General features: G+C 73.7%; 23 protein-coding genes. 15 read left to right on the top strand and 8 right to left on the bottom strand.

The window, feature by feature from the left end:
* The first annotated feature begins 7 nt into the window (after positions 1-7).
* The gene (gene pth, locus ACIO9K_RS28930) at positions 8-595 is read left to right on the top strand and encodes an aminoacyl-tRNA hydrolase (protein ID WP_363619083.1); all 588 of its coding nucleotides are present in this window, start codon (positions 8-10) and stop codon (positions 593-595) included.
* Positions 596-627: 32 nt separating this feature from the next.
* On the opposite strand, the gene ACIO9K_RS28925 is transcribed toward pth, so the two are convergent.
* Entirely contained in the window at positions 628-2,217 is a 1,590-nt protein-coding gene (locus tag ACIO9K_RS28925; RefSeq protein ID WP_400334418.1) for an MFS transporter, read from the bottom strand.
* Positions 2,218-2,388: 171 nt separating this feature from the next.
* Between ACIO9K_RS28925 and ACIO9K_RS28920 the strand changes: the two genes are divergently transcribed.
* Positions 2,389-2,895, top strand: coding sequence for a MarR family transcriptional regulator (locus ACIO9K_RS28920; protein ID WP_363584097.1), 507 nt, complete (start codon positions 2,389-2,391; stop codon positions 2,893-2,895).
* A 123-nt stretch (positions 2,896-3,018) separates the two neighbouring features.
* Complete coding sequence (locus ACIO9K_RS28915; protein WP_363619007.1) at positions 3,019-3,534, top strand: GNAT family N-acetyltransferase; 516 nt, start codon at positions 3,019-3,021, stop codon at positions 3,532-3,534.
* A gap of 28 nt (positions 3,535-3,562) precedes the next feature.
* Here ACIO9K_RS28915 and ACIO9K_RS28910 read toward each other — a convergent pair whose 3' ends face one another.
* From ACIO9K_RS28910 to ACIO9K_RS28895, 4 genes are all read right to left on the bottom strand, one after another.
* Entirely contained in the window at positions 3,563-4,072 is a 510-nt protein-coding gene (locus ACIO9K_RS28910; protein WP_363619006.1) for a methylated-DNA--[protein]-cysteine S-methyltransferase, read from the bottom strand.
* Positions 4,069-5,586, bottom strand: coding sequence for an AlkA N-terminal domain-containing protein (locus ACIO9K_RS28905; RefSeq protein ID WP_363619005.1), 1,518 nt, complete (start codon positions 5,584-5,586; stop codon positions 4,069-4,071). Before ACIO9K_RS28905 ends, ACIO9K_RS28910 begins: the two co-directional genes overlap by 4 nt.
* 440 nt (positions 5,587-6,026) lie before the next feature.
* On the bottom strand, positions 6,027-7,160 hold the full coding sequence (gene rsgA, locus ACIO9K_RS28900; RefSeq protein ID WP_400334415.1) for a ribosome small subunit-dependent GTPase A: 1,134 nt from the start codon (positions 7,158-7,160) through the stop codon (positions 6,027-6,029).
* A 356-nt stretch (positions 7,161-7,516) separates the two neighbouring features.
* Positions 7,517-8,602: a cytochrome c oxidase assembly protein gene (locus ACIO9K_RS28895; protein ID WP_400334413.1), complete on the bottom strand. Its 1,086-nt coding sequence runs from the start codon at positions 8,600-8,602 to the stop codon at positions 7,517-7,519.
* A gap of 211 nt (positions 8,603-8,813) precedes the next feature.
* Here ACIO9K_RS28895 and ACIO9K_RS28890 point away from each other — a divergent pair, with 211 nt between their 5' ends.
* Positions 8,814-10,490, top strand: a complete 1,677-nt coding sequence (locus ACIO9K_RS28890) for an FtsW/RodA/SpoVE family cell cycle protein (RefSeq protein WP_400334411.1) — start codon at positions 8,814-8,816, stop codon at positions 10,488-10,490.
* 188 nt (positions 10,491-10,678) lie between these two features.
* Here ACIO9K_RS28890 and ACIO9K_RS28885 read toward each other — a convergent pair whose 3' ends face one another.
* Positions 10,679-11,971, bottom strand: a complete 1,293-nt coding sequence (locus ACIO9K_RS28885) for a YihY/virulence factor BrkB family protein (RefSeq protein WP_363584111.1) — start codon at positions 11,969-11,971, stop codon at positions 10,679-10,681.
* Between the two features lie 178 nt (positions 11,972-12,149).
* Here ACIO9K_RS28885 and ACIO9K_RS28880 point away from each other — a divergent pair, with 178 nt between their 5' ends.
* From ACIO9K_RS28880 to ACIO9K_RS28830, 11 genes are all read left to right on the top strand, one after another.
* The gene (locus ACIO9K_RS28880; protein WP_347878562.1) at positions 12,150-12,233 is read left to right on the top strand and encodes a putative leader peptide; all 84 of its coding nucleotides are present in this window, start codon (positions 12,150-12,152) and stop codon (positions 12,231-12,233) included.
* A 198-nt stretch (positions 12,234-12,431) separates the two neighbouring features.
* On the top strand, positions 12,432-14,156 hold the full coding sequence (locus ACIO9K_RS28875) for a nitrite/sulfite reductase (protein WP_363619000.1): 1,725 nt from the start codon (positions 12,432-12,434) through the stop codon (positions 14,154-14,156).
* On the top strand, positions 14,153-14,401 hold the full coding sequence (locus ACIO9K_RS28870) for a hypothetical protein (protein WP_363619088.1): 249 nt from the start codon (positions 14,153-14,155) through the stop codon (positions 14,399-14,401). Before ACIO9K_RS28875 ends, ACIO9K_RS28870 begins: the two co-directional genes overlap by 4 nt.
* The gene (locus ACIO9K_RS28865) at positions 14,382-15,083 is read left to right on the top strand and encodes a phosphoadenylyl-sulfate reductase (RefSeq protein ID WP_400334408.1); all 702 of its coding nucleotides are present in this window, start codon (positions 14,382-14,384) and stop codon (positions 15,081-15,083) included. Before ACIO9K_RS28870 ends, ACIO9K_RS28865 begins: the two co-directional genes overlap by 20 nt.
* 34 nt (positions 15,084-15,117) lie before the next feature.
* Entirely contained in the window at positions 15,118-15,714 is a 597-nt protein-coding gene (gene cysC, locus ACIO9K_RS28860; RefSeq protein WP_400334406.1) for an adenylyl-sulfate kinase, read from the top strand.
* Positions 15,711-16,670 (top strand): sulfate adenylyltransferase subunit CysD, encoded by a 960-nt coding sequence (gene cysD / locus ACIO9K_RS28855; protein ID WP_400334404.1) that lies wholly within the window; start codon positions 15,711-15,713, stop codon positions 16,668-16,670. Before cysC ends, cysD begins: the two co-directional genes overlap by 4 nt.
* Positions 16,671-16,672: 2 nt before the next feature.
* Positions 16,673-18,007, top strand: coding sequence for a sulfate adenylyltransferase subunit 1 (locus ACIO9K_RS28850; RefSeq protein ID WP_400334402.1), 1,335 nt, complete (start codon positions 16,673-16,675; stop codon positions 18,005-18,007).
* Positions 18,008-18,202: 195 nt separating this feature from the next.
* The gene (locus ACIO9K_RS28845) at positions 18,203-19,363 is read left to right on the top strand and encodes an aliphatic sulfonate ABC transporter substrate-binding protein (protein ID WP_363618995.1); all 1,161 of its coding nucleotides are present in this window, start codon (positions 18,203-18,205) and stop codon (positions 19,361-19,363) included.
* Positions 19,364-19,575: 212 nt separating this feature from the next.
* Positions 19,576-20,379 (top strand): ABC transporter ATP-binding protein, encoded by an 804-nt coding sequence (locus tag ACIO9K_RS28840; RefSeq protein WP_400334400.1) that lies wholly within the window; start codon positions 19,576-19,578, stop codon positions 20,377-20,379.
* Positions 20,366-21,304 carry an ABC transporter permease gene (locus ACIO9K_RS28835; RefSeq protein ID WP_363618993.1) on the top strand — a complete coding sequence of 313 codons (939 nt, stop codon included), beginning with the start codon at positions 20,366-20,368 and terminating at the stop codon, positions 21,302-21,304. Before ACIO9K_RS28840 ends, ACIO9K_RS28835 begins: the two co-directional genes overlap by 14 nt.
* Positions 21,305-21,315: 11 nt before the next feature.
* A complete protein-coding gene (locus ACIO9K_RS28830) occupies positions 21,316-22,044 on the top strand; it encodes a sirohydrochlorin chelatase (protein WP_400334398.1) in 729 nt (242 codons plus the stop codon).
* Positions 22,045-22,057: 13 nt separating this feature from the next.
* On the opposite strand, the gene ACIO9K_RS28825 is transcribed toward ACIO9K_RS28830, so the two are convergent.
* Positions 22,058-22,468: a PIN domain-containing protein gene (locus ACIO9K_RS28825; RefSeq protein WP_400334396.1), complete on the bottom strand. Its 411-nt coding sequence runs from the start codon at positions 22,466-22,468 to the stop codon at positions 22,058-22,060.
* Positions 22,465-22,686 (bottom strand): type II toxin-antitoxin system VapB family antitoxin, encoded by a 222-nt coding sequence (locus ACIO9K_RS28820; RefSeq protein WP_400334394.1) that lies wholly within the window; start codon positions 22,684-22,686, stop codon positions 22,465-22,467. The genes ACIO9K_RS28825 and ACIO9K_RS28820 overlap by 4 nt, the downstream gene beginning before the upstream one ends.

The following is a 22,686-nucleotide window of genomic DNA, read 5'->3' as shown; positions in this document are numbered from 1 at the left end:
GTTCCCGATGACCCCCGCCGCACCCTGGCTGATCGCCGGACTGGGCAACCCCGGCCCGTGGTTCCGGCTGACCCGGCACAACGCCGGCTTCCTGACCGTGGAGCGGCTGGCCGAACGGCACGGCGCGCGGTTCCGTCGGCGCGGGATCGGCGCCCTGGTGGCGGAGATCGAGGTCGACGGCCACCGGGTGGTGCTGGCCAAGCCGCAGTGGTTCGTCAACCTGTCCGGCCGGCCGGTGTCCGGCCTGCTGCGGCGTTACGGCGTCCCGGTCGAACACCTGGTGGTCGTGCAGGACGACCTGGACTTCGCGTTCGGCACCGGACGGCTCAAGCGCGGCGGCGGCCCCGGCGGCCACAACGGCGTGCGCTCGGTGGGCGAGGTGCTCGGCACCCCCGACTTCGTGCGGCTGCGCTTCGGCATCGGGCGCCCGCCGAAGGGGCAGAGCGTCGGCGACTTCGTGCTGAAGAAGTTCTCGGACCACGAACAGGCCGCCCTGCCAGGGGTGTTGGACCGGTGCGCGGACGCGCTGGACACGCTGGTGCGACGCGGCCTCAACCGGGCCCAGGACGCGCTGAACGTCCGCTCGCAGGCTTAGGCCCTGTCCGGCCGAGAGGAAGGGGCCCCGGCTCAGGCCTGGCGGACCGGCCGGGTCAGGGCCACGGCCGCCACCGCGACCGCCGCGAGAGCGAGCAGCACCGTCCGGCCGCCGGACGCCGGGCCCGCCAGATGGACTCCGAGGACGGGCAGCGCGGTGCCGAGCGCCGTCCCGAGGCTGCGGGCCATGTTCACCATGCCGCCGCCGACCGCCGAGCACTGCGCCGGGATCGCCCGCATCACCAGCGCGTTGTTGGCGGGCAGCAGCAGTCCCAGCCCGTAGCCGGCGAGCAGCAGCGGCACCGCCACGGCCGCCCCGGAGACCGGCAGCAGGGCGAACAGCAGCAGCCCCGCGCCCGCGAGCACCGCGCCCGCGCGGCAGCGGGCGACGTCCGACCAGCCGCGCGGCAGCAGCGCGCCGCCGACGGTCGCGGCGAGCGCGAACGCGGCGGGCAGCAGGGTGATCACCAGGCCGGCCCGGGCCACCGGTACGCCCGCGCCGGTGAGCAGCACCGGGCCGAGCACGAGCGGGCAGAACAGCAGCAGGTAGCCGATCAGCGAAACCACCAGCCCGGACCGCACCCCGGGGGTGTTGACCAGGCCGGGCGCCAGGATCGGCCGGGCGGCCCGCCGTTCCTGACGGACCAGCGCGAGCGCGAGGACGGCGGCGGCGAGCAGCAGGGCGGCGGCGGCCCAGCCGGGCAGCGGCAGTCCGGAGGCGGTGGACAGGGCGAGCAGCAGCGCGGTGGTGGAGCCGGCGAGCAGCAGCAGGCCGGGCAGGTCGAAGCGGGCTCCGGACGCGGTGGCGGGCACGGTGGCGGGAGGGCTCGCGGCGGCACTCGCGCGGGGGGCGCCCCCGGCGCGGGGAGCGGGCAGGCTCGCGGCGGCTCCTGCGGGCGGGATCCCGGAATCGGCGGTGAGCGGGCCCCCGGCACCGGCGATGAGCTGCTTCCCGGCACCGGCACCGGCGGCGGCACCGGCGGCGGGCGGGGGCCCGGTGCGGGTACGGGGCAGCAGGAACCATCCGGCCAGGATGCCCAGCACCCCGATCGGCACGTTGATCCAGAACACCCACCGCCAGGAGGCGTGCTCCACCAGCAGCCCGCCGAGGCTGGGGCCCAGCGCCAGACCGAGCCCCTGGGCCGCCGCCTGGATGCCGAGCGCGCGCCGCATCGCGTGCTCGGGGACGCCGCGCGCCACCAGGGCGACGCTGTTGGCCTGCATCATCGCGCCACCGACGGCCTGGACGGCCCGGCAGGCGACCAGCACGCCGAGGCTTCCGGCGTATCCGGCGCCGAGCGAGGCCAGGGCGAAGACGGCGAAGCCGCCGAGGTACATGGTCTTGCGGCCGACGAGGTCGGAGAGCCAGCCGACCGGGGCGAGCAGGGCGACCAGCACCAGGAGGTAGGCGAGGGCGACCCATTCGACGGCCGCGAAGCCGGCGTCGAAGTGCCGGCCGAGGGCCGGGAAGACGAGGGCGGTGACGCTGGCGGTGAGCTGGCCGAGGAAGGCCCCGAGGCAGACGGTGCCGACGGCCAGCCAGTGGGCGTGACGCCAGCCGGCTATGCCGCGGGGCCGGGGCCGCTCGGTGAGCAGCCGCGCGGCAAGGGCGGTGGCGTTCATGCCACAAATATATCGGACGCAGATATGTTCTTTCTACGAGCTGCTCGCTTTCCGACGGGAGCCCGCAGAGTTCCACCGCGCTCCACGAGGCCCCGCAGAGTTCCGGGAGGCCCCCGCTCAACGGTGGACAACCCGCCGGACCGGCCCGTACCAGGCGATACGCTGTCCGCCATGCCGTCGTCACCACACGTCCCCGACCCCGCCACCGAAACCCCCGAAACGGCGGTCGACCACGCCCGGCGGCTCACCGACACCGTCACCCGCCTGCGCCGCGCCCTGCGCAGCAGCATCCGCACCGACTACCCGTGGGAGTCCCTGCCCATGGCGCAGGTCGAACTCCTCCAGACCCTCGCCGCCGCCCCCCTGCGGGTCGGCGAACTCGCCGCCCGGCAGCGGCTCGCCCCCAACACCGTCAGCGGGCTGATCGGCAAGCTCCTCGACGCCGGATTCGTCGACCGCCAGGCCGACCCCGGCGACCGTCGCACCGCCCGCATCGCCCTCACCCCGGCCGGCCGGCGCCAGCTCGACGACTGGCAGCGCGCCCACGAGCGCCGCATCGCCACCGCCCTCGACACCCTCGATCCCACCGACCGCGACGCCGTCGTCCACGCCCTGCCCGCCCTCGAACAGCTCGCCCGCGCCCTCGCCGAGACCGGCCAGGGCCCCGACCAGGCCTGAACCCCGGCCGGGCCCAAACCGGGGCCGAGCCGGGGCCGAGCCGGGGCCGAACCCCGGCCAGCACCCCCGGATGCCTGCAAAACCGCTGGTCACCTACCCGTACGGACCGCTACCGTCCCCGGCATGAGCACAGCACAGGTACAGATCGAGCCCTGGACGGACGCCGACCTCGCACTGCTGCGCCGGGTCAACACCCCGGAGATGAAGAAGCACGTCGGCGGCCCCGAGACCGAGGAGCAACTCCTCGTCCGGCACCGGCGCTACCTGGACTTCGTCCCGTCCGGCCTGGGCTGCATGTACCGGATCGTGCTGCTCCCCGAGGGCGAGGCCGTCGGAACCGTCGGCTACGGCACCCGCACCTGGGAGGACGAGACCGTCCACGAGATGGGGTGGAACGTCCTGCCCGGCCACCAGGGGCGGGGCATCGCCGTCGCCGCCACCCGCGCCGCCGTCGCGGCCGCCCGCCGAGAGGCCGCCCACCGCCACCTGCACGCCTTCCCCTCGGTGGACAACCCGGCCTCCAACGCGGTCTGCGCGAAGGCCGGGTTCAGCCTCGTCGGCGAGACGGACTTCGAGTTCCCGCCCGGGCGGTTCATGCGCAGCCACAACTGGCGGGTGGACCTGCGGGCGGCGGGCTGAGCCCCGCGCCGCCGCCCGGGCGGACGTGTCAGAACAGCGTGCCGCTCTCCAGCTCCAGCAGCCGGCGCTTGCAGTCCACGCCCGCCGCGAAACCGGTCAGCGAGCCGTTGGCGCCCATGACGCGGTGGCAGGGGCGGACGATGAGCAGCGGATTGGCGCCCACCGCGCCGCCGACCGCCCGCACCGCGCGCGGCGACTCCCCCGCCAGATCGGCGAGTTGGCCGTAGGTGACGGTCTCGCCGTACGGGATCTCGTCCAGGGCGGCCCAGATCCGCCGGCGGAACTCGGTGCCCGCCGGGGCGAGCGGGAGGTCGAAGGAGGTGCGCTCGCCCGCGAAGTAGGCGGTCAGCTGGGCGACCGGCTCGGCGAGCGCCTCCGGGTCGAGGACCCAGTCGTCGGCGGGCTCGGCCAGAGCGTACTTCTGCCCGGGCGCGGTGACGGCGGCCAGCGCCGCCGCGCCGCCGCCCTCGGGCAGGACGCCGGACAGCAGCAGCCGGCCGAACGGGCTCTCCATGGTGGTGTAGACGGTGGTGCTCATGCCTCTGCCTTCTCCGTTCCAGTGCTGGCGCTCGTGGGCCCGGCCCACAGCCGGTGCACGGCGTAGGAGCGCCACGGGGCCCACTCCTCGGCCGCGCGGGCGGCGTTCTTCGGGTCGCCGGGGGCGCCGAGCCGGACGAGGCCGTGCTTGACGCCCACATCGCCCGGGAGGAAGACGTCCGGGTCGGCGAGGGCCCGCATCCTCAGGTAGCCGACGGTCCAGGGACCGATGCCGGGCAGGGCCAGCAACCGGGCCGCGGACTCCTCCCGGTCCACCCCGCCGTCGAGTCGCACCGCCCCCTCGGCCAGGGCCGCGCACAGGCCGGTGAGCGCGCGGCGGCGGGCGGCGGGCATCGCGAAGTCCTCCGGGTCCGCGGTGGCCAGCACCGCCGCCGTCGGGAACAGCAGCCGCAGGCCGCCGCTCGGCTCGGGCAGCTCGGTACCGTACTTCTCGGTCAGCCGGCCGGCCAGCGTGCGGGCGGCGCCGACCGTGATCTGCTGGCCGAGCACGGCGCGGACGGCCAGCTCGTGCGGGTCCACGTGGCCGGGCGAGCGCAGGCCGGGGCGTTCCCGGACCAGGGGGCCGAGCAGGGGATCGGCGCCGAGCTGCTCGTCGACCGCGTCCGGGTCGGCGTCCAGGTCGAACAGGCCGCGCAGGCGCTGGACGGCGGTCGGGAGGTCGCGCAGGTCCCCGAGCAGCAGACGGCAGTCGAGCCAGCCGCGGGTGCGCGGTTCGCCCGGCGCCAGCCCGTCGACTTCGGCGATGCCGTGCCCGTACGGGAGCGCCAGGGTGCGCCGGTACGTGCGGACGCCGGGGCGCGGACCGGGGACGACCTCCTCCACGCCGGGGACGGCGCGCAGGGCGAGGAAGTCGATCAGGTGGTCGCTGTCGAGCGCGCCGCGGTAGGCCAGGCGCAGGGTGAGGCCACCGGCCGGGGTCGCGACGCGGCGGCCGGCCACGACCTCGGCGCGCAGACCGCTGGGGGTGCGGTCGTAGACCTCGCGGACGGTGTCGTTGAACTGCCGCACCGAGGCGAAGCCGGCGGCGAACGCGATGTCGGTGACCGGGAGTTCGGTCGTCTGCAGCAGCAGGCGGGCGGTCTGGGCGCGGCGGGCGCGGGCCAGCGCGATCGGGCCGGCGCCCAGTTCGGCGATGAGCTGGCGCTGGAGCTGGCGGGAGCTGTAGCCGAGGCGGCTGGCCAGGCCCGCGACGCCCTCGCGGTCCACCACGCCGTCGCCGATCAGGCGCATCGCGCGGCCGACCAGGTCGGCGCGGTGGTTCCACTCCGGGGAGCCCGGCACGGAGTCGGGGCGGCAGCGGCGGCAGGCGCGGAAACCGGCCCCCTGGGCGGCCGCGGCGCTGGGGTAGAAGACGCAGTTGACGCGCTTGGGGGTCACGGCGGGGCAGCTCGGTCGGCAGTAGATGCCGGTGGAGGTGACGGCCGTGAAGAAGACGCCGTCGAAGCGGGCGTCTCGGCTGTCCACGGCTCGGTACCGGATGTCGTCGTCGATCACGCTGTCCAGTCTGCGGCACTGGGGCGGGGGGTGACTGGCGGAAATCGGACATGGCCGTTGGGGGCCCTCCCCCTCCCCCCACCCCCCTCCCCCCACCTCCGCCCACCCATCCCGAGCACCGGCCCGGAGGGCCCACGCCGGGGGCCCGCGCTGGGGCCCGCGCCGGAGACCCGCACCGGCGAGCCCGCCCCGGGTCCACGCCGGGGGAAGACCGCGCCGCAGCGCTCGGCGCACGCGCGCGTTGCTCGCGGTCTGGCCGCCGGCCAGGGCGGCTCGCCGCCCTCGGTGACCCGGGTTTCACCGTGGACGACGCCACCGCAGTGGCCCTGAAGCACTTCCGGCTGCCGGCCCGCCCGGCCTCCGCCGAGCCGGGTGGCCCGGGCGGAGGCCGGCCGCGGCCTCCTGATTTCCTGGTCGGCTTTCCTGGTCGGCTTTCCTGGTCAGCGCTTCACGGGGCCTCCTGCGGCGCGCATCGACTTGGAGAGCGACTTCCACTTCTTCGCCCGGGCCGAGGCCAGTCGGGCGTCCGAGCGGGAGGCGATCCACTCGTTCTCGCGCTGGAGCTTGAGGTAGCTGTCCATCCGGCGCTGCGGCAGGGTGCCGTCGGCGAGCGCCGCCTGCACCGCGCAGCCGGGCTCGGTGTGGTGGCCGCAGTCATGGAAGCGGCAGTCCTCGGCCAGTCCGGCGATGTCGGCGAAGGCCAGGTCCACGCCCTCGCCGCCGTAGAGGCCGACCTCGCGCAGCCCGGGGGTGTCGATGAGCACGCCCCCGCCGGGCAGCGGGATCAGTTCACGGGTGGTCGTGGTGTGGCGGCCCTTCTGGTCGACCGATCGGGCCTCCTGGACGGCCATCGCCGTGACGCCGGCGAGCGCGTTGGTGAGCGTGGACTTGCCGACGCCGGACTGGCCGATCACGGCCGTGGTGCCGGGCGCGCAGGCGCGCAGCACGTCCATGCCCTCGCCCGTCCCGGCGCTGACCACGAGCACGGTGACACCGGGCGCGACCGCCTCGACGTCGGCGCGGATGAACTCGGCGTCGTCCACCAGGTCGGCCTTGGTGAGGACGACCAGGGGGTCGGCGCCGGACTCCCAGGCCAGGGCGAGGAAGCGCTCTATCCGGCCGAGGTCCGGATCGGCGGCGAGCGAGGCGGCGATCAGGACGGTGTCGACGTTGGCGGCGAGCACCTGGCCGTCGGAGCGCTTGCCGGCCACCTTGCGGATGATCGCGGTCGAGCGGGGCAGCAGTGCGGTGACGGCGGCCATCGGCTGGGCGTGGAGGTCCACGGCGGCCCAGTCGCCGGTGCACGGGCAGTTGATCATGTCGACGTCGCCGACCGGGCGGGTGTCGAGCCGTACGGTGCGCGGCTCGCCCGTCTCCAGATCGGCGAGCACGGCGTCGCACTGGCCGCGGTCGACCCGGACGATCCGGGCCGGGATCAGCCCGGCCTCGGCGAGCGGGGTGAAGAGTTCGGCGAGCTCGGGCGTCCAGCCGTAGCCGGACAGCGGCAGCTCGTCAGAGAGGGAGCCAGAGGGGGAGGTGGAGGGAGACGACGAAGTGGAGGCAGCGTTGAACAACGCGGTGGGCCCTTCGGGAGGAGATGATCCCGGCGGGCTGCGGCTGGCGCGGAAAGGTCAGCCGGCGGCCGGGAAGAGGAGGTGAACGCGAGTACTGCCCAAGGCAGCTATCGGGGCGACAACGACCACGGAGTTCACCTCCTGCTCTCTACTCCTCGGGCGGCCGTGAAGGCCCCCGATCTGGACGGGAGAAACGCTAGCGGGTCGGGGTGGCGGGGCCAACTGATTTTTGACCTGCGGAAACGCGGTGAAGGGATCCACAGGGGGCCAGCATTGGACCTACAGAAGTGCGGGCCCTCGCTCAGGAACCCGCCGGAGCCGACTACCCGCCGGAGCCGGCTACCCTCCGGAGCCGACTACCCGCCGTACCGGTGCTTGAGGTTCGGGTCGTCCAGCCACCAGGGCCGCATCCCGGCCTCCTCCTCGGCCGGCAGCCCCGCCTCCTGCGCCCTCGCCGCGGCCTCCTCGAAACGGGCGTCGAGTTCGGCGTCCACCGCCTTGATCTCCTCCCGCCCCTGCACCACCATCCGCCGCACCAGCGCGGCCAGGAACGGCAGCCCGACCAGGTCGCCCAGCACCCAGAGCATGTTGCCGCCCCAGGTCTGGTCCTGCGCCAGGCTCGGCCCCCACGGCCGCCCGAGCGCCACGTAGTAGTGCTCGGCGACCAGGTGGCCGCCGTAGATCAGCACCAGCCCGAGCCCCGCGTCGAAGATCACCTCGGCGAAGGTGATGAACAGCCCGACCAGGTGCGGGTACTCGCGCCCGACCGGGTCGATCTGCAGCCGCGGCCAGAAGTACGCCAGCCCGAGCAGCACCAGCGCCAGGTGCAGCAGCACGTTCCCGAACGCGCTGGACACCGACTCCTCGTACCAGGGCGTGAAGTAGAGCAGCCACGGCGGGGCCATCAGCAGCGCGGTGGAGACGGCCGGGAACATCAGCACCTTGGACGGCCGGCTGCGCAGCGCCCGCAGGATGCGCTCGCGCCGGGCCGGCGGCGCGGCCGCGACCAGCAGCGAGACCGGCGCACCGAGGGCGAGCAGCAGCGGGACGAGCATCAGCAGCAGCACGACCTGGACGGCCCGGTCGGTGAACAGGATCCGCTCGTACACGCCGAGGCCGGAGCAGGTGCACCAGATCCACAGCAGCAGCCCGCCCAGGAAGGCGGCGGTGCGGGACGGCTGCCAGCGCTCGCCGCCCGCCCGGTGGACGGTGCGCACCGCGGCCAGGTACCAGCCGCCGAGCAGCACGGAGAGGGCGAGCACGAGCGGTTCGGCCGTCCACGAGGTGGCCAGGTCGGACCACTGCCAGGGCGGCGGTCCGCTGTAGGCGAGCACTCGCACCGCGCCGTCCATCCGTCCGCCCACCTCGTTCGCGCCCTGCCGCCGCCCGCGCCGTCCGGCGGTCCGTCGGACGCCGCGGACCGGACCGCGGCGCCCGGCCATGATGGCCTCCCGGCCGGGGCCCGCCGCGCCCGGGGCCCGCCTCTATACCTGCACCTGGACAAAGCTTTACCGAGCCCGGAAAAAGCTTTGCCCAGGCAAAGTTCCGGCCTCGACGGCCCCCGGACCGCAACCGGCGCAGGGCCGTGTTCGTCTGGCAGGATGCACCGTCGGCGATACCGGCCACGCGGGTGATGACAAGGGGACGACAAGGGTGCAAAGCACTGCACGCGGCGAGGGCCGCCGGCTGGCGGCGCGCCACCGCAACATCGAGCTGGGCCTGCTGGCGCTCGCGGTGGCCGTCTGTCTGGCGGGGCACATCGACGCCGATCTGGCGCTGACCGGCAAGATGCCGCCCGGGCTGCTGGTCCACGGCCTGGCGCTGGGCGGCCTGGCCGGGGTGGCGCACCTGGCGGTGCGGCGGTTCGCCCCGTACGCGGATCCGCTGATCCTGCCGCTGGGCGTCTTCCTGACCGGCTTCGGGCTGATGCTGCTGGACCGGCTGGACATCTCCTACGCGGCGGCGCACGCCAGGAAGGGCGACTACCAGAAGCTCCCGGCCGCGCCCTCGCAGCTGATGTGGGTGTTCATCTCGGTCGCGGTGGCGATCGCGCTGATCGTGCTGATCAAGCACCACAGGTTCTTCCAGCGGTACGTGTACCTGCTGATGACGGGGGCGCTGATCCTGCTGGCGGCGCCCGCGTTCTTCCCGGGCCGGGCGGAGGACTTCGGCGCCAAGCGCTGGATCCGCCTGTTCGGGCTCTCCTTCGAGCCGGACGAGTTCGTGAAGGTCGCCATCACGATCTTCTTCGCCGGCTACCTGATGGCCTCCCGGGACGCGCTCGCGCTGGCCGGCCGGAAGATCTGGGGGATGACCCTGCCGCGCGGGCGGCACGTCGGCCCGGTGCTGGCGATCTGGGTGGTCAGCCTGCTGGTGCTGGTCTTCGAGCGCGACCTCGGCACCTCGCTGATCTTCTTCGGCGTCTTCGTCGTGATGCTGTACGCGGCGACCGAGCGCACCAGCTGGGTGGTGCTCGGCCTGCTGATGGCGGTCGGCGGCGCGGCCGTGGTCGGCACCGTGGAGCCGCACGTGCACGGGCGCGTCGAGGCCTGGCTGCACCCGCTCGACATCTACAAGGAGCACCACGACCCGGCGATCATCTCCGACCAGCCCGCCGAGGCGCTGTTCAGCCTGGGCACCGGGCACCTGACCGGGACGGGCCTGGGCTCGGGGCGGCCGTGGCTGATCGGCTTCGCCGGGCGCAGCGACTTCGTCTTCACCACGATCGGCGAGGAGCTGGGCCTGGCCGGGGTGACGGCGGTGCTGCTGGTGTACCTGCTGCTGGTCCAGCGCGGGCTGCGGACGGCGGTCGGGCTGACCGACCCGTTCGGCAAGCTGCTGGCGACGGGGCTGTCGACGGCGCTGGCGCTGCAGGTGTTCGTGGTGGTCGGCGGGGTGAGCGGGCTGGTGCCGCTGACCGGCAAGGCGCTGCCGTTCCTGGCGGCGGGCGGCTCGTCGCTGCTGGCGAACTGGCTGATCGTGGCGCTGCTGATCAAGCTGAGCGACTCGGCCGGGCGCACGGCGCTGGAGCCGGCGCCGCCGAGCCCCGATCCGCTCCCGGCGCAGGCCGGGCCGGCGGGCCGGTCGGCGGCCCCGGGCGGTCCGGCCGCGATGGATCCGAGCCCGAGCCCGAACCCGAGCCCGACCGCGCCGAGCGGCCCGAACCCGACGGCCCCGGAGCTGACGCTCCCACGCCCGGCCGCCCCGGGCCCGGATCCGGACCGGACCGAGGTCAACCCGGCCGCCCCGCACCCTCCGGCCGAGCAGTCCCCGTACGGGTACCACCCGGCCCCGCAGTCCCCCTTCCCGCCGAATCCGGCGACCGCCTGACCCACCGCCTGACCCACCGCCGGGGCCCCGGGCCGCCCTCCGGGCGACGGGCGACGGCGAACCGGCGAACCGGCGAACCGGCACCAGGAGACGACCGGACGTCAGGAGACGACGGACGGCACAGGGCCTCCCCCGCATCCCGCGGGGGAGGCCCTGTGCCGTCCGTCGTGGTTTGCCGCAGCCTGCCCCTACTGCCGCTCCCACGGCGGCCGGGGCGGGTAGTCGGGCGCCCGCCGCTCCGGCGGCGGCCCGGACGGCCGGTCGCTGTCCGGCGGGGGCGGGCCGGGCCGGTGGTGGGGCCCGCCGCGGGCGGTGAGGCGGCCGCGGACGTTGTCGGCGGCCAGGACGTCGGCCCAGCGCTCCGGGTACTCGGAGGGGACGTCGACGTCGTCGCCGTCCTCCTCGCCCCACTCCTCCTCGGCGCCTTCGGCGAGGCCGAGTTCGCGGGCGCGCCGGGCCCGTTCGGCGGCGCGCCGGGCGGCGACCTCGCGGACCACGGCGGCGGCGGCCTCCTCCTGGGCGCGCTCGTTCTCGGCGCGGGCGTCGGCGGTCTCCAGGGTGGGCCAGCGGCGGTCTATGGCGGCGTTCATGGCGGCGCCGATGAGGACGGCCAGGGCGACCACGAAGATCCACAGCAGTACGGCCACCGGCGCGGCCAGCGAGCCGTACACCGAGGGGACCTCGACCGAGCTGACCAGGTAGATCCGCAGGGCGACGCTGCAGACGACCAGCACCACGAGGGCGACCAGGGCGCCGGGGACGTCCTCGCGCCAGGGGGTGGAGACGGGGACGGCTAGGTGGTAGAGGGTGGTGAGGGAGACGATCAGCAGCACGATGGCGACCGGCCAGTAGGCGGCGCCGACCAGTCCGGCGACGCCGGGCACGGCGTTCTCGATGAGTCCGGGTCCGGCCATCAGCAGCGGCAGCACCAGGGAGCTGATGACGAGGGCGCCGAAGTAGAGGCCGAGGGACATCAGCCGGGTCTTGACGATGCCTCGCTTGCCGTCGAGCCCGTACATGACGGTGATGGTGTCGATGAAGATGTAGAGCGCTCTGGAGCCGGACCACAGCGACAGCAGGAAGCCGATCGAGACGAGGTCGGGCCGGGAGTGGGCGAAGACCTGGTCCAGCAGCGGCACCACGACCTCCTTGACGGACGAGTCCGACAGGACCGTCCCGGAGGCCGAGACGATGTCGTGCTTGAGCCGGTCGATGGTGCCGGCGCCGAGGAACTCGTCGAGGTAGCCGAGGGTGCCGGCCAGGCCGAGGAGCAGCGGTGGGATCGACAGCAGGGTGAAGAAGGCCGCCTCCGCGGCGAGTCCGGTGACCCGGTACTCGACGCAGGTGTTGGTGGTGTCCTTGACCAGCTCCCACGCCGTGCGGCGCCAGGCGGCCTGTTTGGCCGCGCGTCGGGAGCCCTTGCCCCGGCGCCGGGAGGGCCGTTCGGGGTTCGGTCTGCTCGTCTCGCCTGCTGCTTGCACAGGCCTAACGGTATCGGGCCGGGGCCGCGCGGTTGATCTCCCCCGGGGTACGGGCGCGTGGACGGACGTCGGGGCGGGGAGCGGCGGGGATCCCCGGCAGTCTCACATGGCGAAACCTCAGCGTCCGCCATCCGGATGTTAGTGGACCGCAAGTCCCGCGCCGTGCCAATCTCTTGCCATGCCGAGCGCCGGAACCACCCTAGTTGGTCGACTCCACGTCGATCTCCTTCGCGTGTCCAGCGCCATCTGTCCGGCGATCTGAGCCCACCCCGCCGCACCACCGCACCCGGCGCCACCCACCTCGCAGTCCCCGCTGGAGCGGACGCGCGGGCGCCCGGCCGGCCACGGTCACTGCTCTCCCCGGCCCTGGGAATACCCGCAGGTCACAGCAGCACCGCACCGCCACGCACCCCCAGCGACCCACCCGGCGTCAGAGCCATCTGCCCCGAAGGACTTCACCATGGCCACCACCCCCGAGACCGCCGAGCCCACGGCCGACCGCGCCGCCGCGCGCCGCCCCGCCGCGCCTCGCAAGGTGACCCGTCACCGCGGCGAGGGCCAGTGGGGCATGGGCCACTTCACCCCCCTGAACGCCAACGAGCAGTTCAAGAAGGACGACGACGGTCTCAACGTACGGACACGTATTGAGACGATCTACGCCCATCGGGGCTTCGACTCGATCGACCCCGCCGACCTGCGCGGCCGGATGCGCTGGTGGGGCCTGTACACCCAGCGCAAGGAGGGCATCGACGGCGGCAGGACCGCGATCCTGGAGCCGCACGAGCTCGACGCCGAGTACTTCATGCTGCGCGTGCGGGTCGACGGCGGCCGGCTGACCGTCGCCCAGCTGAAGGCGATCGCCGAGGTCTCCGAGCAGTACGCCCGCAACACCGCCGACCTGACCGACCGCCAGAACGTCCAGTACCACTGGATCCGGATCGAGGACGTCCCGGCGATCTGGCAGAAGCTGGAGGCCGTCGGCCTGTCCACCACCGAGGCCTGCGGCGACACCCCGCGCGTCATCCTCGGCTCCCCGGTGGCCGGCATCGCCGAGGACGAGATCATCGACGGCACCCCCGCCATCGAGGAGATCCAGCGGCGCTTCATCGGCAACAAGGACTTCTCCAACCTGCCGCGCAAGTTCAAGTCCGCCGTCTCCGGCTCCCCGCTGCTGGACGTCGCGCACGAGATCAACGACATCGCCTTCGTCGGCGTGGTCCACCCCGAGCACGGCCCCGGCTTCGACCTGTGGGTCGGCGGCGGGCTGTCCACCAACCCCAAGCTGGGCGTGCGCCTGGGCGCCTGGGTCCCGCTGGACGAGGTGGCCGACGTCTACGGCGGCGTCATCGGCATCTTCCGCGACTACGGCTACCGCCGGCTGCGCAACCGCGCCCGGCTGAAGTTCCTGGTCGCCGACTGGGGCGTGGAGAAGTTCCGCCAGGTGCTGGAGGACGAGTACCTCGCGTACCGGCTGGTCGACGGCCCCGCGCCGCAGGAGCCCAGCGGCCGCTGGCGCGACCACGTCGGCGTCCACCGGCAGAAGGACGGCCGGTACTACATCGGCTTCGCGCCGCGCGTCGGCCGGGTCGACGGCCGGCTGCTCGGCCAGATCGCCGACCTCGCCGCCGCGCACGGCAGCGACCGGCTGCGCACCACCGCCGAACAGAAGATGCTGGTCCTCGATATCGCCGAGGACCAGGTCGACTCGGTGGTGGCCGGCCTGGAAGCGCTGGACCTGCGGGTCACCCCGTCGCCGTTCCGCCGCGGCACCATGGCGTGCACCGGCATCGAGTACTGCAAGCTCGCCATCGTCGAGACCAAGGAGCGCGGCCGCACGCTCATCGACGAGCTGGAGAAGCGCCTGCCGGACTTCGCCGAACCGCTGACCATCAACATCAACGGCTGCCCGAACGCCTGCGCCCGCATCCAGGTCGCCGACATCGGCCTCAAGGGCCAGCTCGTCCCGGACGGCAACGGCGAGCAGGTCGAGGGCTACCAGGTGCACCTGGGCGGCGCGCTCGGCCTGGAGGCCGGGTTCGGCCGCAAGGTCCGCGGCCTCAAGGTCACCAAGGACGACCTGCCCGACTACGTCGAGCGCGTCCTGACCCGCTACCAGGCCGACCGCACCGAGGGCGAGCGCTTCGCCCAGTGGGCGGCCCGGGCCGACGAGGAGCAGCTGTCGTGAGTGAGCGTGCCGCGCCGTTCTTCTGCCCGTACTGCGGGGACGAGGACCTGCGCCCCTCCGAGGCCGGGCACGGCGCCTGGGAGTGCCACGGGTGCCGCCGCGCCTTCCAGCTGAAGTTCCTCGGCCTGCTGTCCCCGACCGCCTCGACCGCCTCGACCGCGGCCAACTCGGCTTCGGCCGCCACGACTTCGGCCAACTCGACTGCGAACGACGGGGGTTCGTCCGGTGACCAGCTCGACGACTGACCACGAGGAGATAGCCGTCCGGGCCGGCCGCGAGCTGGAGGAGGCGACGCCCCAGGAGATCCTGGCCTGGGCCGCCGACACCTTCGGCCGCCGCTTCTGCGTCACCTCCTCGATGGAGGACGCGGTCGTCGCCCACCTCGCCTCCTCGGTGTTCCCCGGCGTGGACGTGGTGTTCCTGGACACCGGCTACCACTTCCCGGAGACCATCGGCACCCGGGACGCGGTGGCCGCGACCATGCCGGTCAACGTCATCACCCTCAGGCCGCTGCGCACCGTGGCCGAGCAGGACGCCGAGCACGGGCCGCACCTGCACGACCGCGACCCGGACCTGTGCTGCTCGCTGCGCAAGGTCGAGCCGCTCAACCGCGGCCTCGGCGGCTACGACGCCTGGGCGACCGGGCTGCGCCGCGACGAGTCCCCGAGCCGGGCGGACACCCCGGTGGTGTCCTGGGACGCCCGGCGCCGCAAGGTCAAGATCGCCCCGATCGCCCGGTGGACGCAGGAGGACGTGGACGCCTACGTCGCCGCCCACGGGGTGCTGCTCAACCCGCTGCTGTGGGAGGGCTACACCTCGATCGGCTGCTCGCCGCTGTCCTGCACCCGCAAGCCCGCCGAGGGCGAGGACGCCCGGGCCGGGCGCTGGTCCGGCTCCGGCAAGACCGAGTGCGGCATCCACCTCTGACCCACCCCCCACTACCGACGAAGGACTTGAGACTGTGACAGCTCACACCCGGGCCGCCGACGGAGCCGCGGAGGCGGCCCCCGCGGCCACCCCCTGCGAGCGCGGCGCCACCGTGTGGCTGACCGGGCTGCCGAGCGCGGGCAAGACCACGCTCGCCTTCGCGCTGGCCGGACGGCTGCGCGCCGAGGGCCACAAGGTCGAGGTCCTGGACGGCGACGAGATCCGCGAGTTCCTCTCCAAGGGCCTCGGCTTCACCCGCGAGGACCGGCACACCAACGTGACCCGGATCGGCTTCGTCGCCGAGAAGCTCGCCGCCCACGGCGTCAAGGTGCTCGCCCCGGTGATCGCCCCGTTCGCCGACTCGCGCGCCGCGGTGCGCGAGCGGCACGCGGCGGCCGGCACCGAGTTCCTGGAGGTCCACGTCGCCACCCCGGTCGAGCTGTGCGCCGAACGCGACGTCAAGGGCCTGTACGCCAAGCAGGCCGCCGGGGAGCTGGCCGGCCTCACCGGCGTGGACGACCCGTACGAGGCGCCGGAGAAGCCGGAGCTGCGGATCCAGACGCAGGGCCGCGCGGTCGCCGAGTCCGCCGCCGAGCTGCACGCCTTCCTGACCGAGAGGGGTCTCGCATGACCACCGCGACCGACGGCCCGGTCCGCACCGCCGACGCCCAGAACCAGCCGGCCGGGGGCCCTTTCGCGCTGTCCCACCTGGACGTGCTGGAGGCCGAGTCGGTGCACGTCTTCCGCGAGGTCGCGGGGGAGTTCGAGCGCCCGGTGATCCTCTTCTCGGGCGGCAAGGACTCCATCGTCATGCTGCACCTGGCTCTCAAGGCCTTCCATCCGGCCGCCGTGCCGTTCTCGCTGCTGCACGTCGACACCGGCCACAACTTCCCCGAGGTGATCGCCTACCGCGACCGCGTCGTGGCCGAGCACGGCCTGCGCCTGCACGTCGCCCACGTCCAGGACTTCATCGACGACGGCCGGCTGCGCGAGCGCCCGGACGGCACCCGCAACCCGCTGCAGACCGTGCCGCTGCTGGACGCCATCGAGACGAACCGCTTCGACGCGGTGTTCGGCGGCGGGCGCCGCGACGAGGAGAAGGCCCGCGCCAAGGAGCGGGTGTTCTCCCTGCGCGACGAGTTCGGCGCCTGGGACCCGCGCCGCCAGCGCCCCGAGCTGTGGTCGCTGTACAACGGCCGGCACGCCGTCGGCGAGCACGTGCGCGTCTTCCCGCTGTCCAACTGGACCGAGCTGGACGTCTGGCAGTACATCGAGCGCGAGGGCATCGACCTCCCGGGGATCTACTACGCCCACGAGCGGGACGTCTTCGCCCGCGGCGGCATGTGGCTGACCGCCGGTGAGTGGGGCGGCCCCAGGGAGAACGAGCCCGTCCAGCGGCGGCTGATCCGCTACCGCACCGTCGGCGACATGTCCTGCACCGGCGCCGTCGACTCGGACGCCACCGACATCCAGGCCGTGATCGCCGAGATCGCCGCCAGCCGCCTCACCGAGCGCGGCGCGACGCGGGCCGACGACAAGCTGTCCGAGGCCGCGATGGAAGACCGCAAGCGCGAGGGGTACTTCTAACGATGACCAGCACCACCCAGGAAGCAACCGCCACGTCGCTGCTGCGCTTCGCCACCGCCGGATCCGTCGACGACGGCAAGTCCACCCTGGTCGGCCGCCTGCTGCACGACTCCAAGTCCGTGCTCGCCGACCAGCTGGAGGCCGTCGAACGCGTCTCGCTGGGCCGCGGCCAGGAAGCGCCCGACCTCGCGCTGCTCACGGACGGCCTGCGCGCCGAGCGCGAGCAGGGCATCACCATCGACGTGGCCTACCGCTACTTCGCCACCCCCCGGCGGCGGTTCATCCTCGCCGACACCCCCGGGCACGTGCAGTACACCCGCAACATGGTGACCGGCGCCTCCACCGCCGAGCTCGCCGTGGTGCTGGTCGACGCCCGCAACGGCGTCGTCGAGCAGACCCGCCGGCACGCCGCCGTCGCCGCGCTGCTGCGGGTGCCGCACGTGGTGCTGGCCGTCAACAAGATGGACCTGGTCGACTACGCCGAGCCCGTCTTCGCCGCCATCGCCGAGGAGTTCACCGCCTACGCCGCCTCGCTCGGCGTGGGCGACGTGGTGGCCGTGCCGATCTCCGCCCTCGCCGGGGACAACGTCGTCGAGCCGTCCGCGCACATGGACTGGTACGGCGGACCGACCCTGCTGGAGCACCTGGAGACCGTCCCGGTCGGCAGCGACCCAGGCGCCGAGCCGGCCCGCTTCCCGGTCCAGTACGTGATCCGCCCGCAGAGCGAGGAGCACCCCGACTACCGCGGCTACGCCGGGCAGTTGGCCTCCGGCGTGCTGCGGGTCGGCGACCCGGTGACGGTACTGCCCTCGGGCCACACCACCACCGTCGCCGGGATCGACGCGCTCGGCCGCGAGACGGACCTCGCCTGGGCACCCCAGTCGGTCACCGTCCGGCTCGCCGACGACCTCGACGTCTCCCGCGGCGACCTGATCGCGGCCGGCGTGATCCCCGTGCCCACCAGGGACATCGAGGCCACCGTCAGCCACCTCGACGAGCGCCCGCTGCGCGCCGGCGACAAGGTCCTGCTCAAGCACACCACCCGCACCGTGCGCGCGCTGGTCAAGGACATCACCTACCGCATCGCTCTGCCGACCAAGGCGGGCGACACCCTCGAACAGCGCTCCGGCGCCGAGGGGTTGAACGTCAACGACCTCGGCCACGTGGTGCTGCGCACCGCCGAGCCGCTGGCGCTCGACGCCTACTCCGACAACCGCCGCACCGGCTCGTTCCTGCTGATCGACCCGGCCGACGGCACCACCCTCACCGCCGGCATGGCGGGCGAGGCCTTCGCGACCGTACGCGCCACCGAACCCGCTGAGGAGGACTGGGTCTGATGCCCAGCGAGGCGTTCTCGGACATGGACAAGGAAGGCGGCCGCATCGGCAGCGGCGTCCTCGGCAGCGGCCAGGGCGGCCTGACCCGATGTGCGGGCCGACAGCGCTGAGTTGCGACCCCCGGCCGCCCCGACGGGCGACCGCCACGTCCCCGAGACCGCCTCCTGACGGTCCGTCGATGAACAGGACTTCACCATGGCACCGAACCCGGCCCTCTCGCATACCCGTGCCCGCCCCGACGCCGGCCGGATCAGACGCTCCGCGGTGGCCGCGGTGGCCGGCCTGACCGCCGTGACCCTGCTGTCCGCGTGCAGCTACGGCTCCAAGGCGGACGACAAGAAGGCGGGCGCCGACTCCGCCGCCAGTTCGGCCGGCGCCTCCGGCGCGAAGCTGTCCGCGGACACCGTGAAGATCGGGTACTTCGCGAACCTGACCCACGGCACCGCCCTGGTCGGCCTCCAGGAGGGGCTGTTCCAGAAGGAGTTGGGCGCCACCCAGATCAAGACCCAGGTCTTCAACGCGGGCCCGTCCGAGATCGAGGCGCTCAACGCCGGCTCCATCGACATCGGCTGGATCGGCCCCTCCCCCGCGATCAACGGCTACACCAAGTCCGACGGCCAGTCCCTGAAGATCATCGGCGGCTCGGCCTCCGGCGGGGTCAAGCTGGTGGTCAACCCGGACAAGATCTCCTCGCTGGACGACCTCAGGGGCAAGAAGATCGCCACCCCGCAGCTGGGCAACACCCAGGACGTGGCGCTGCTCAACTACCTGGCCGGCAAGGGCTTCAAGGTCGACGCGGCGTCCGGCGCCGGCGACGTCTCGGTGGTGCGCACCGACAACAAGGTCACCCCCGACGCCTACCGGCAGGGCTCCATCGACGGCGCCTGGGTGCCCGAGCCCACCGCCTCCAAGCTGGTCACCCTCGGCGCGAAGGTCCTGCTCAACGAGAAGGACGTCTGGCCGGACAAGAAGTTCGTGATCACCAACATCATCGTCTCGCAGAAGTTCCTCAAGGAGCACCCGGACGTGGTGGAGGCCGTGCTGCGCGGCTCGGTGAACACCAACGCCTTCATCAAGGCCAACCCGGACAAGGCCAAGGCCGACGCCAACGACGCGATCAAGAAGGAGGCCGGCAACGCGCTGGAGCCGGCCATCCTCGACCCGGCCTGGGCCGACATCGACTTCCTCGACGACCCGCTGGCGAACACCCTCCAGGCCGAGGCCGACCACGCCGTCACCGCCGGGCTGCTCAAGAAGCCCAACCTGAACGGCATCTACGACCTCACCCTGCTCGACAAGGTGCTCGCGGCCAAGGGCCAGGGCCCCGTGGCGGACGCCGGACTCGGCGCCAAGTAGCGCCACCCGGCTCCGAAACGGCGCCGAGCGGTGCCGAGTAACGCCGAGCCGCGCCGAGTCCGCCCCAGACTCCGCCCCCGACTCCGCGGTCCGGACCCCCGCCCGCCCGGTCGATCCGCGATCGATGCCCACCGGGACGGGCGGGGCCGGGCCCCGGCCCCGCTCCCGCTCCGCCAGCCCTCAGCCAGACCACTCACGCAGGAGGTGCCCGGATGACACCGGCACTGACCACCTCGGCGGACACCGCCGGCGCCGACGCCGACGGCGCCGCGCCCGCCGTCCGGATCTCGCACGTGCACAAGTCCTTCGGCCGCCCGGGCGCGCAGACCCACGTCCTGGACGACATCACCCTCGACGTCGCGCCCGGCGAGTTCGTCACCCTGCTCGGCGCCTCGGGCTGCGGCAAGTCCACCCTGCTCAACCTGGTCGCCGGCCTGGACAAGCCCAGCCGCGGCACCATCGAGGTGCCCGGCGGCCGCCCCGCGCTGATGTTCCAGGAACACGCGCTGTTCCCCTGGCTCACCGCCGGCCGCAACATCGAACTCGCCCTCAAGCTGGCCGGCGTCCCCCGCCCCGAGCGCCGCGCCGAAGCCGAGCGCCTGCTCGAACTCGTCCGCCTCAAGGGCTCGTACGGCAAGCGCGTGCACGAGCTGTCCGGCGGCATGCGCCAGCGCGTCGCGATGGCCCGCGCGCTCGCCCAGGGCAGCCAGGTGCTGCTGATGGACGAGCCGTTCGCCGCGCTCGACGCCATCACCCGCGACGTGCTGCACGACGAGATCACCCGGATCTGGGCCGAGCGGCAGCTGTCCGTCCTGTTCGTCACCCACAACGTGCGCGAGGCCGTGCGCCTGGCCCAGCGCGTCGTCCTGCTCTCCTCCCGCCCCGGCCGGGTCGCCCGCGAGTGGCGGATCGACCTGCCGCAGCCGCGCCGCATCGAGTCCGCCGGCGTCGCCGACCTGTCCATCGAGATCACCGAAGAACTGCGTGGGGAGATCCGTCGCCATGGCCAGCACTGACAGCACCCCGGTCCTGGAGAAGACCGGCAAGGCCGGCAGGGCCGACAGGACCGACGGGGCCGCCGCCACGGACACCGCCGGTGTCGGCGCCGGCCTGGACGCCCTCGACGCCGTCTCCACCCAGCGCGGCTCGCTCGGCCAGGCGCTGCGGACCAAGGCCCTGCCGCCGCTGATCGGCGTCCTCGTGGTGCTCGCCCTGTGGCAGGGCGCCTACAGCCTGCACCTCACCTCCGCCTACAAGCTGCCCAGCCCGACCGACGTGTGGCACTCCGCCCAGGAGCTCTGGTACCAGGGCACGCTGTTCTCGATCATCTGGACCAGCGTCTGGCGCGGCCTGTCCGGCTTCCTGCTCGCCGTCGTCATCGGCACCCCGATCGGGCTGGTCGTCGCCCGCGTCCGGCCGGTGCGCACCGCCATCGGCCCGGTCCTCCAGGGCCTGCAGTCGCTGCCCTCGGTCGCCTGGGTGCCGGCCGCGGTCATCTGGCTCGGCATCAACGACCGGATGATGTACGCGGTCATACTGCTCGGCGCCGTCCCCTCCATCGCCAACGGCCTGGTCGCCGGCATCGACCAGGTGCCGCCGCTGTTCCTGCGCGCCGGACGCACCATCGGCGCCACCGGCCTCACCGGCGCCCGGCTCGTGCTGATCCCCGCCGCGCTGCCCGGCTACCTGGCCGGCCTCAAGCAGGGCTGGGCGTTCTCCTGGCGCTCCCTGATGGCCGCCGAACTCGTCGCCTCCTCCCCCGACCTCGGCCGGGGCCTGGGCCGGTTCCTGGAGGACCAGCGCGAGTTCTCCGACATGTCCGGGGTGCTGCTCGGCATCATCCTGATCCTGTTCGTCGGCATCGCCATCGAACTGCTCGTCTTCACCCCGGTCGAGCGCCGGGTGCTGCGCAACCGCGGCCTGCTGGCCGCCGTCAAGTAAGGCCGACGCCGATGCCCGCCCTCCTGCTGATCGCCCACGGCAGCCGCGACCCGCGGCACGCCGCGACCGTGGCCGCACTGGTCCAGGAGGTGCGGGCGCTGCGCCCCGGGCTGGACGTTGCCACCGCCTACCTGGACCACTGCGCGCCGCGCATCCCGCAGGTCGTCGGGCGGCTCGGAGACGCGGTGGCCGTCCCGCTGCTGCTCAACCGGGCCTACCACGCCAAGCACGACATCCCGGCCGCCCTGCGCACGGCCGGCGCGGCCCTGCCCGTCGCCGCCGTCCTGGGCCCGTCGCCGCTGCTGCTCGCCGCCCTGGACCGCCGCCTCGCCGAGGCCGGGGTGGACGTGCGCTCGGCCGCCGTCCGGGCCCGCACCGGCGTGGTGCTCGCGGCGGCCGGCTCCTCCGACCCGGCCGCCGACGCCGCCACCCGCACGGTGGCCGCCGGGTGGCGCCGCAGCCGCGGCTGGGCCGCCGTCGAGGTGGCCTACGCCTCCGCCACCGGCCCGCGCGTGCCCGACGCCCTGGCCGCCCTGCGCGCCGCGGGCGCCGCCCGCACCGCCGTCTCCCCCTACCTGCTGGCCCCGGGCCTCCTGCCCGACCGCATCGCCGAGGCCGCCGCCGGAGCGGACGCCGTCGCCGCCGTCCTGGGCCCCGCCCCCGAACTCGCCGCCCTCCTCCTGGAGCGCTACGACGAGGCGCGTACGGCTGCCACGACGCCCCGGACGCTCACCGCCTGACCACGGGGCCGGCTCACCCGTGATCGAGGACGCTGTGCTCGCTCAGGTCGGCGGCGTGCCGCGCCACCGCGCGGTAGCCCGCATCGTCGTGGAGGACCGTGAGGCCGTGGTGCGCGGCCGTCGCCGCGATCATGAGGTCGACCGCGGAGGCACTACGGTGCTGCCCGGCGAGGGCCATGCGCCGCTGAACCGTGTCGATCCAGCGCCCAGCGTTCTTCGGTACCAAGACGTCCGGGTACAGGTCGGCGAACATCTCGGTGATCTCGTCGTACTCCCGGCCGCTGCGCGCGTTGTACAGAAACTCCGCGCGCTGCGGGTAGCACGACGCGATCGACCCTGCGTCGATCGCGTCGTACCAGACGGCCAGGAGCTTGGGCTCGCCCAACAACCGGACGAGTCCGGAGGTGTCGAGGAGATAGATCACCGGGCGTCCTTCTCCGCTCGGTGCATCCGCTCTGCGTCCTCGACGGCTCCCCAGTGCCGAGCCCGCTCGAAATGCCGGCTGATCCGGGCAGCACGTTCCTGCCGCTCGGCGTAGAAGCGCAGTGCCAGGTTGACGGCGTCCTTCTTGGTCCGAACTCCGGCGAGCGTCATCACTCGTTCCAGCGCGTCTTCATCGATGTCGATCTGTGTCACGGACAT

The sequence above is a fragment of the Kitasatospora sp. NPDC087271 genome (assembly GCF_044744605.1).
Taxonomy (GTDB): Bacteria; Actinomycetota; Actinomycetes; order Streptomycetales; family Streptomycetaceae; genus Kitasatospora.
The sequence above is the reverse complement of the archived record's forward strand: the minus strand, read 5'-3'. Positions and strand labels throughout refer to the sequence as shown.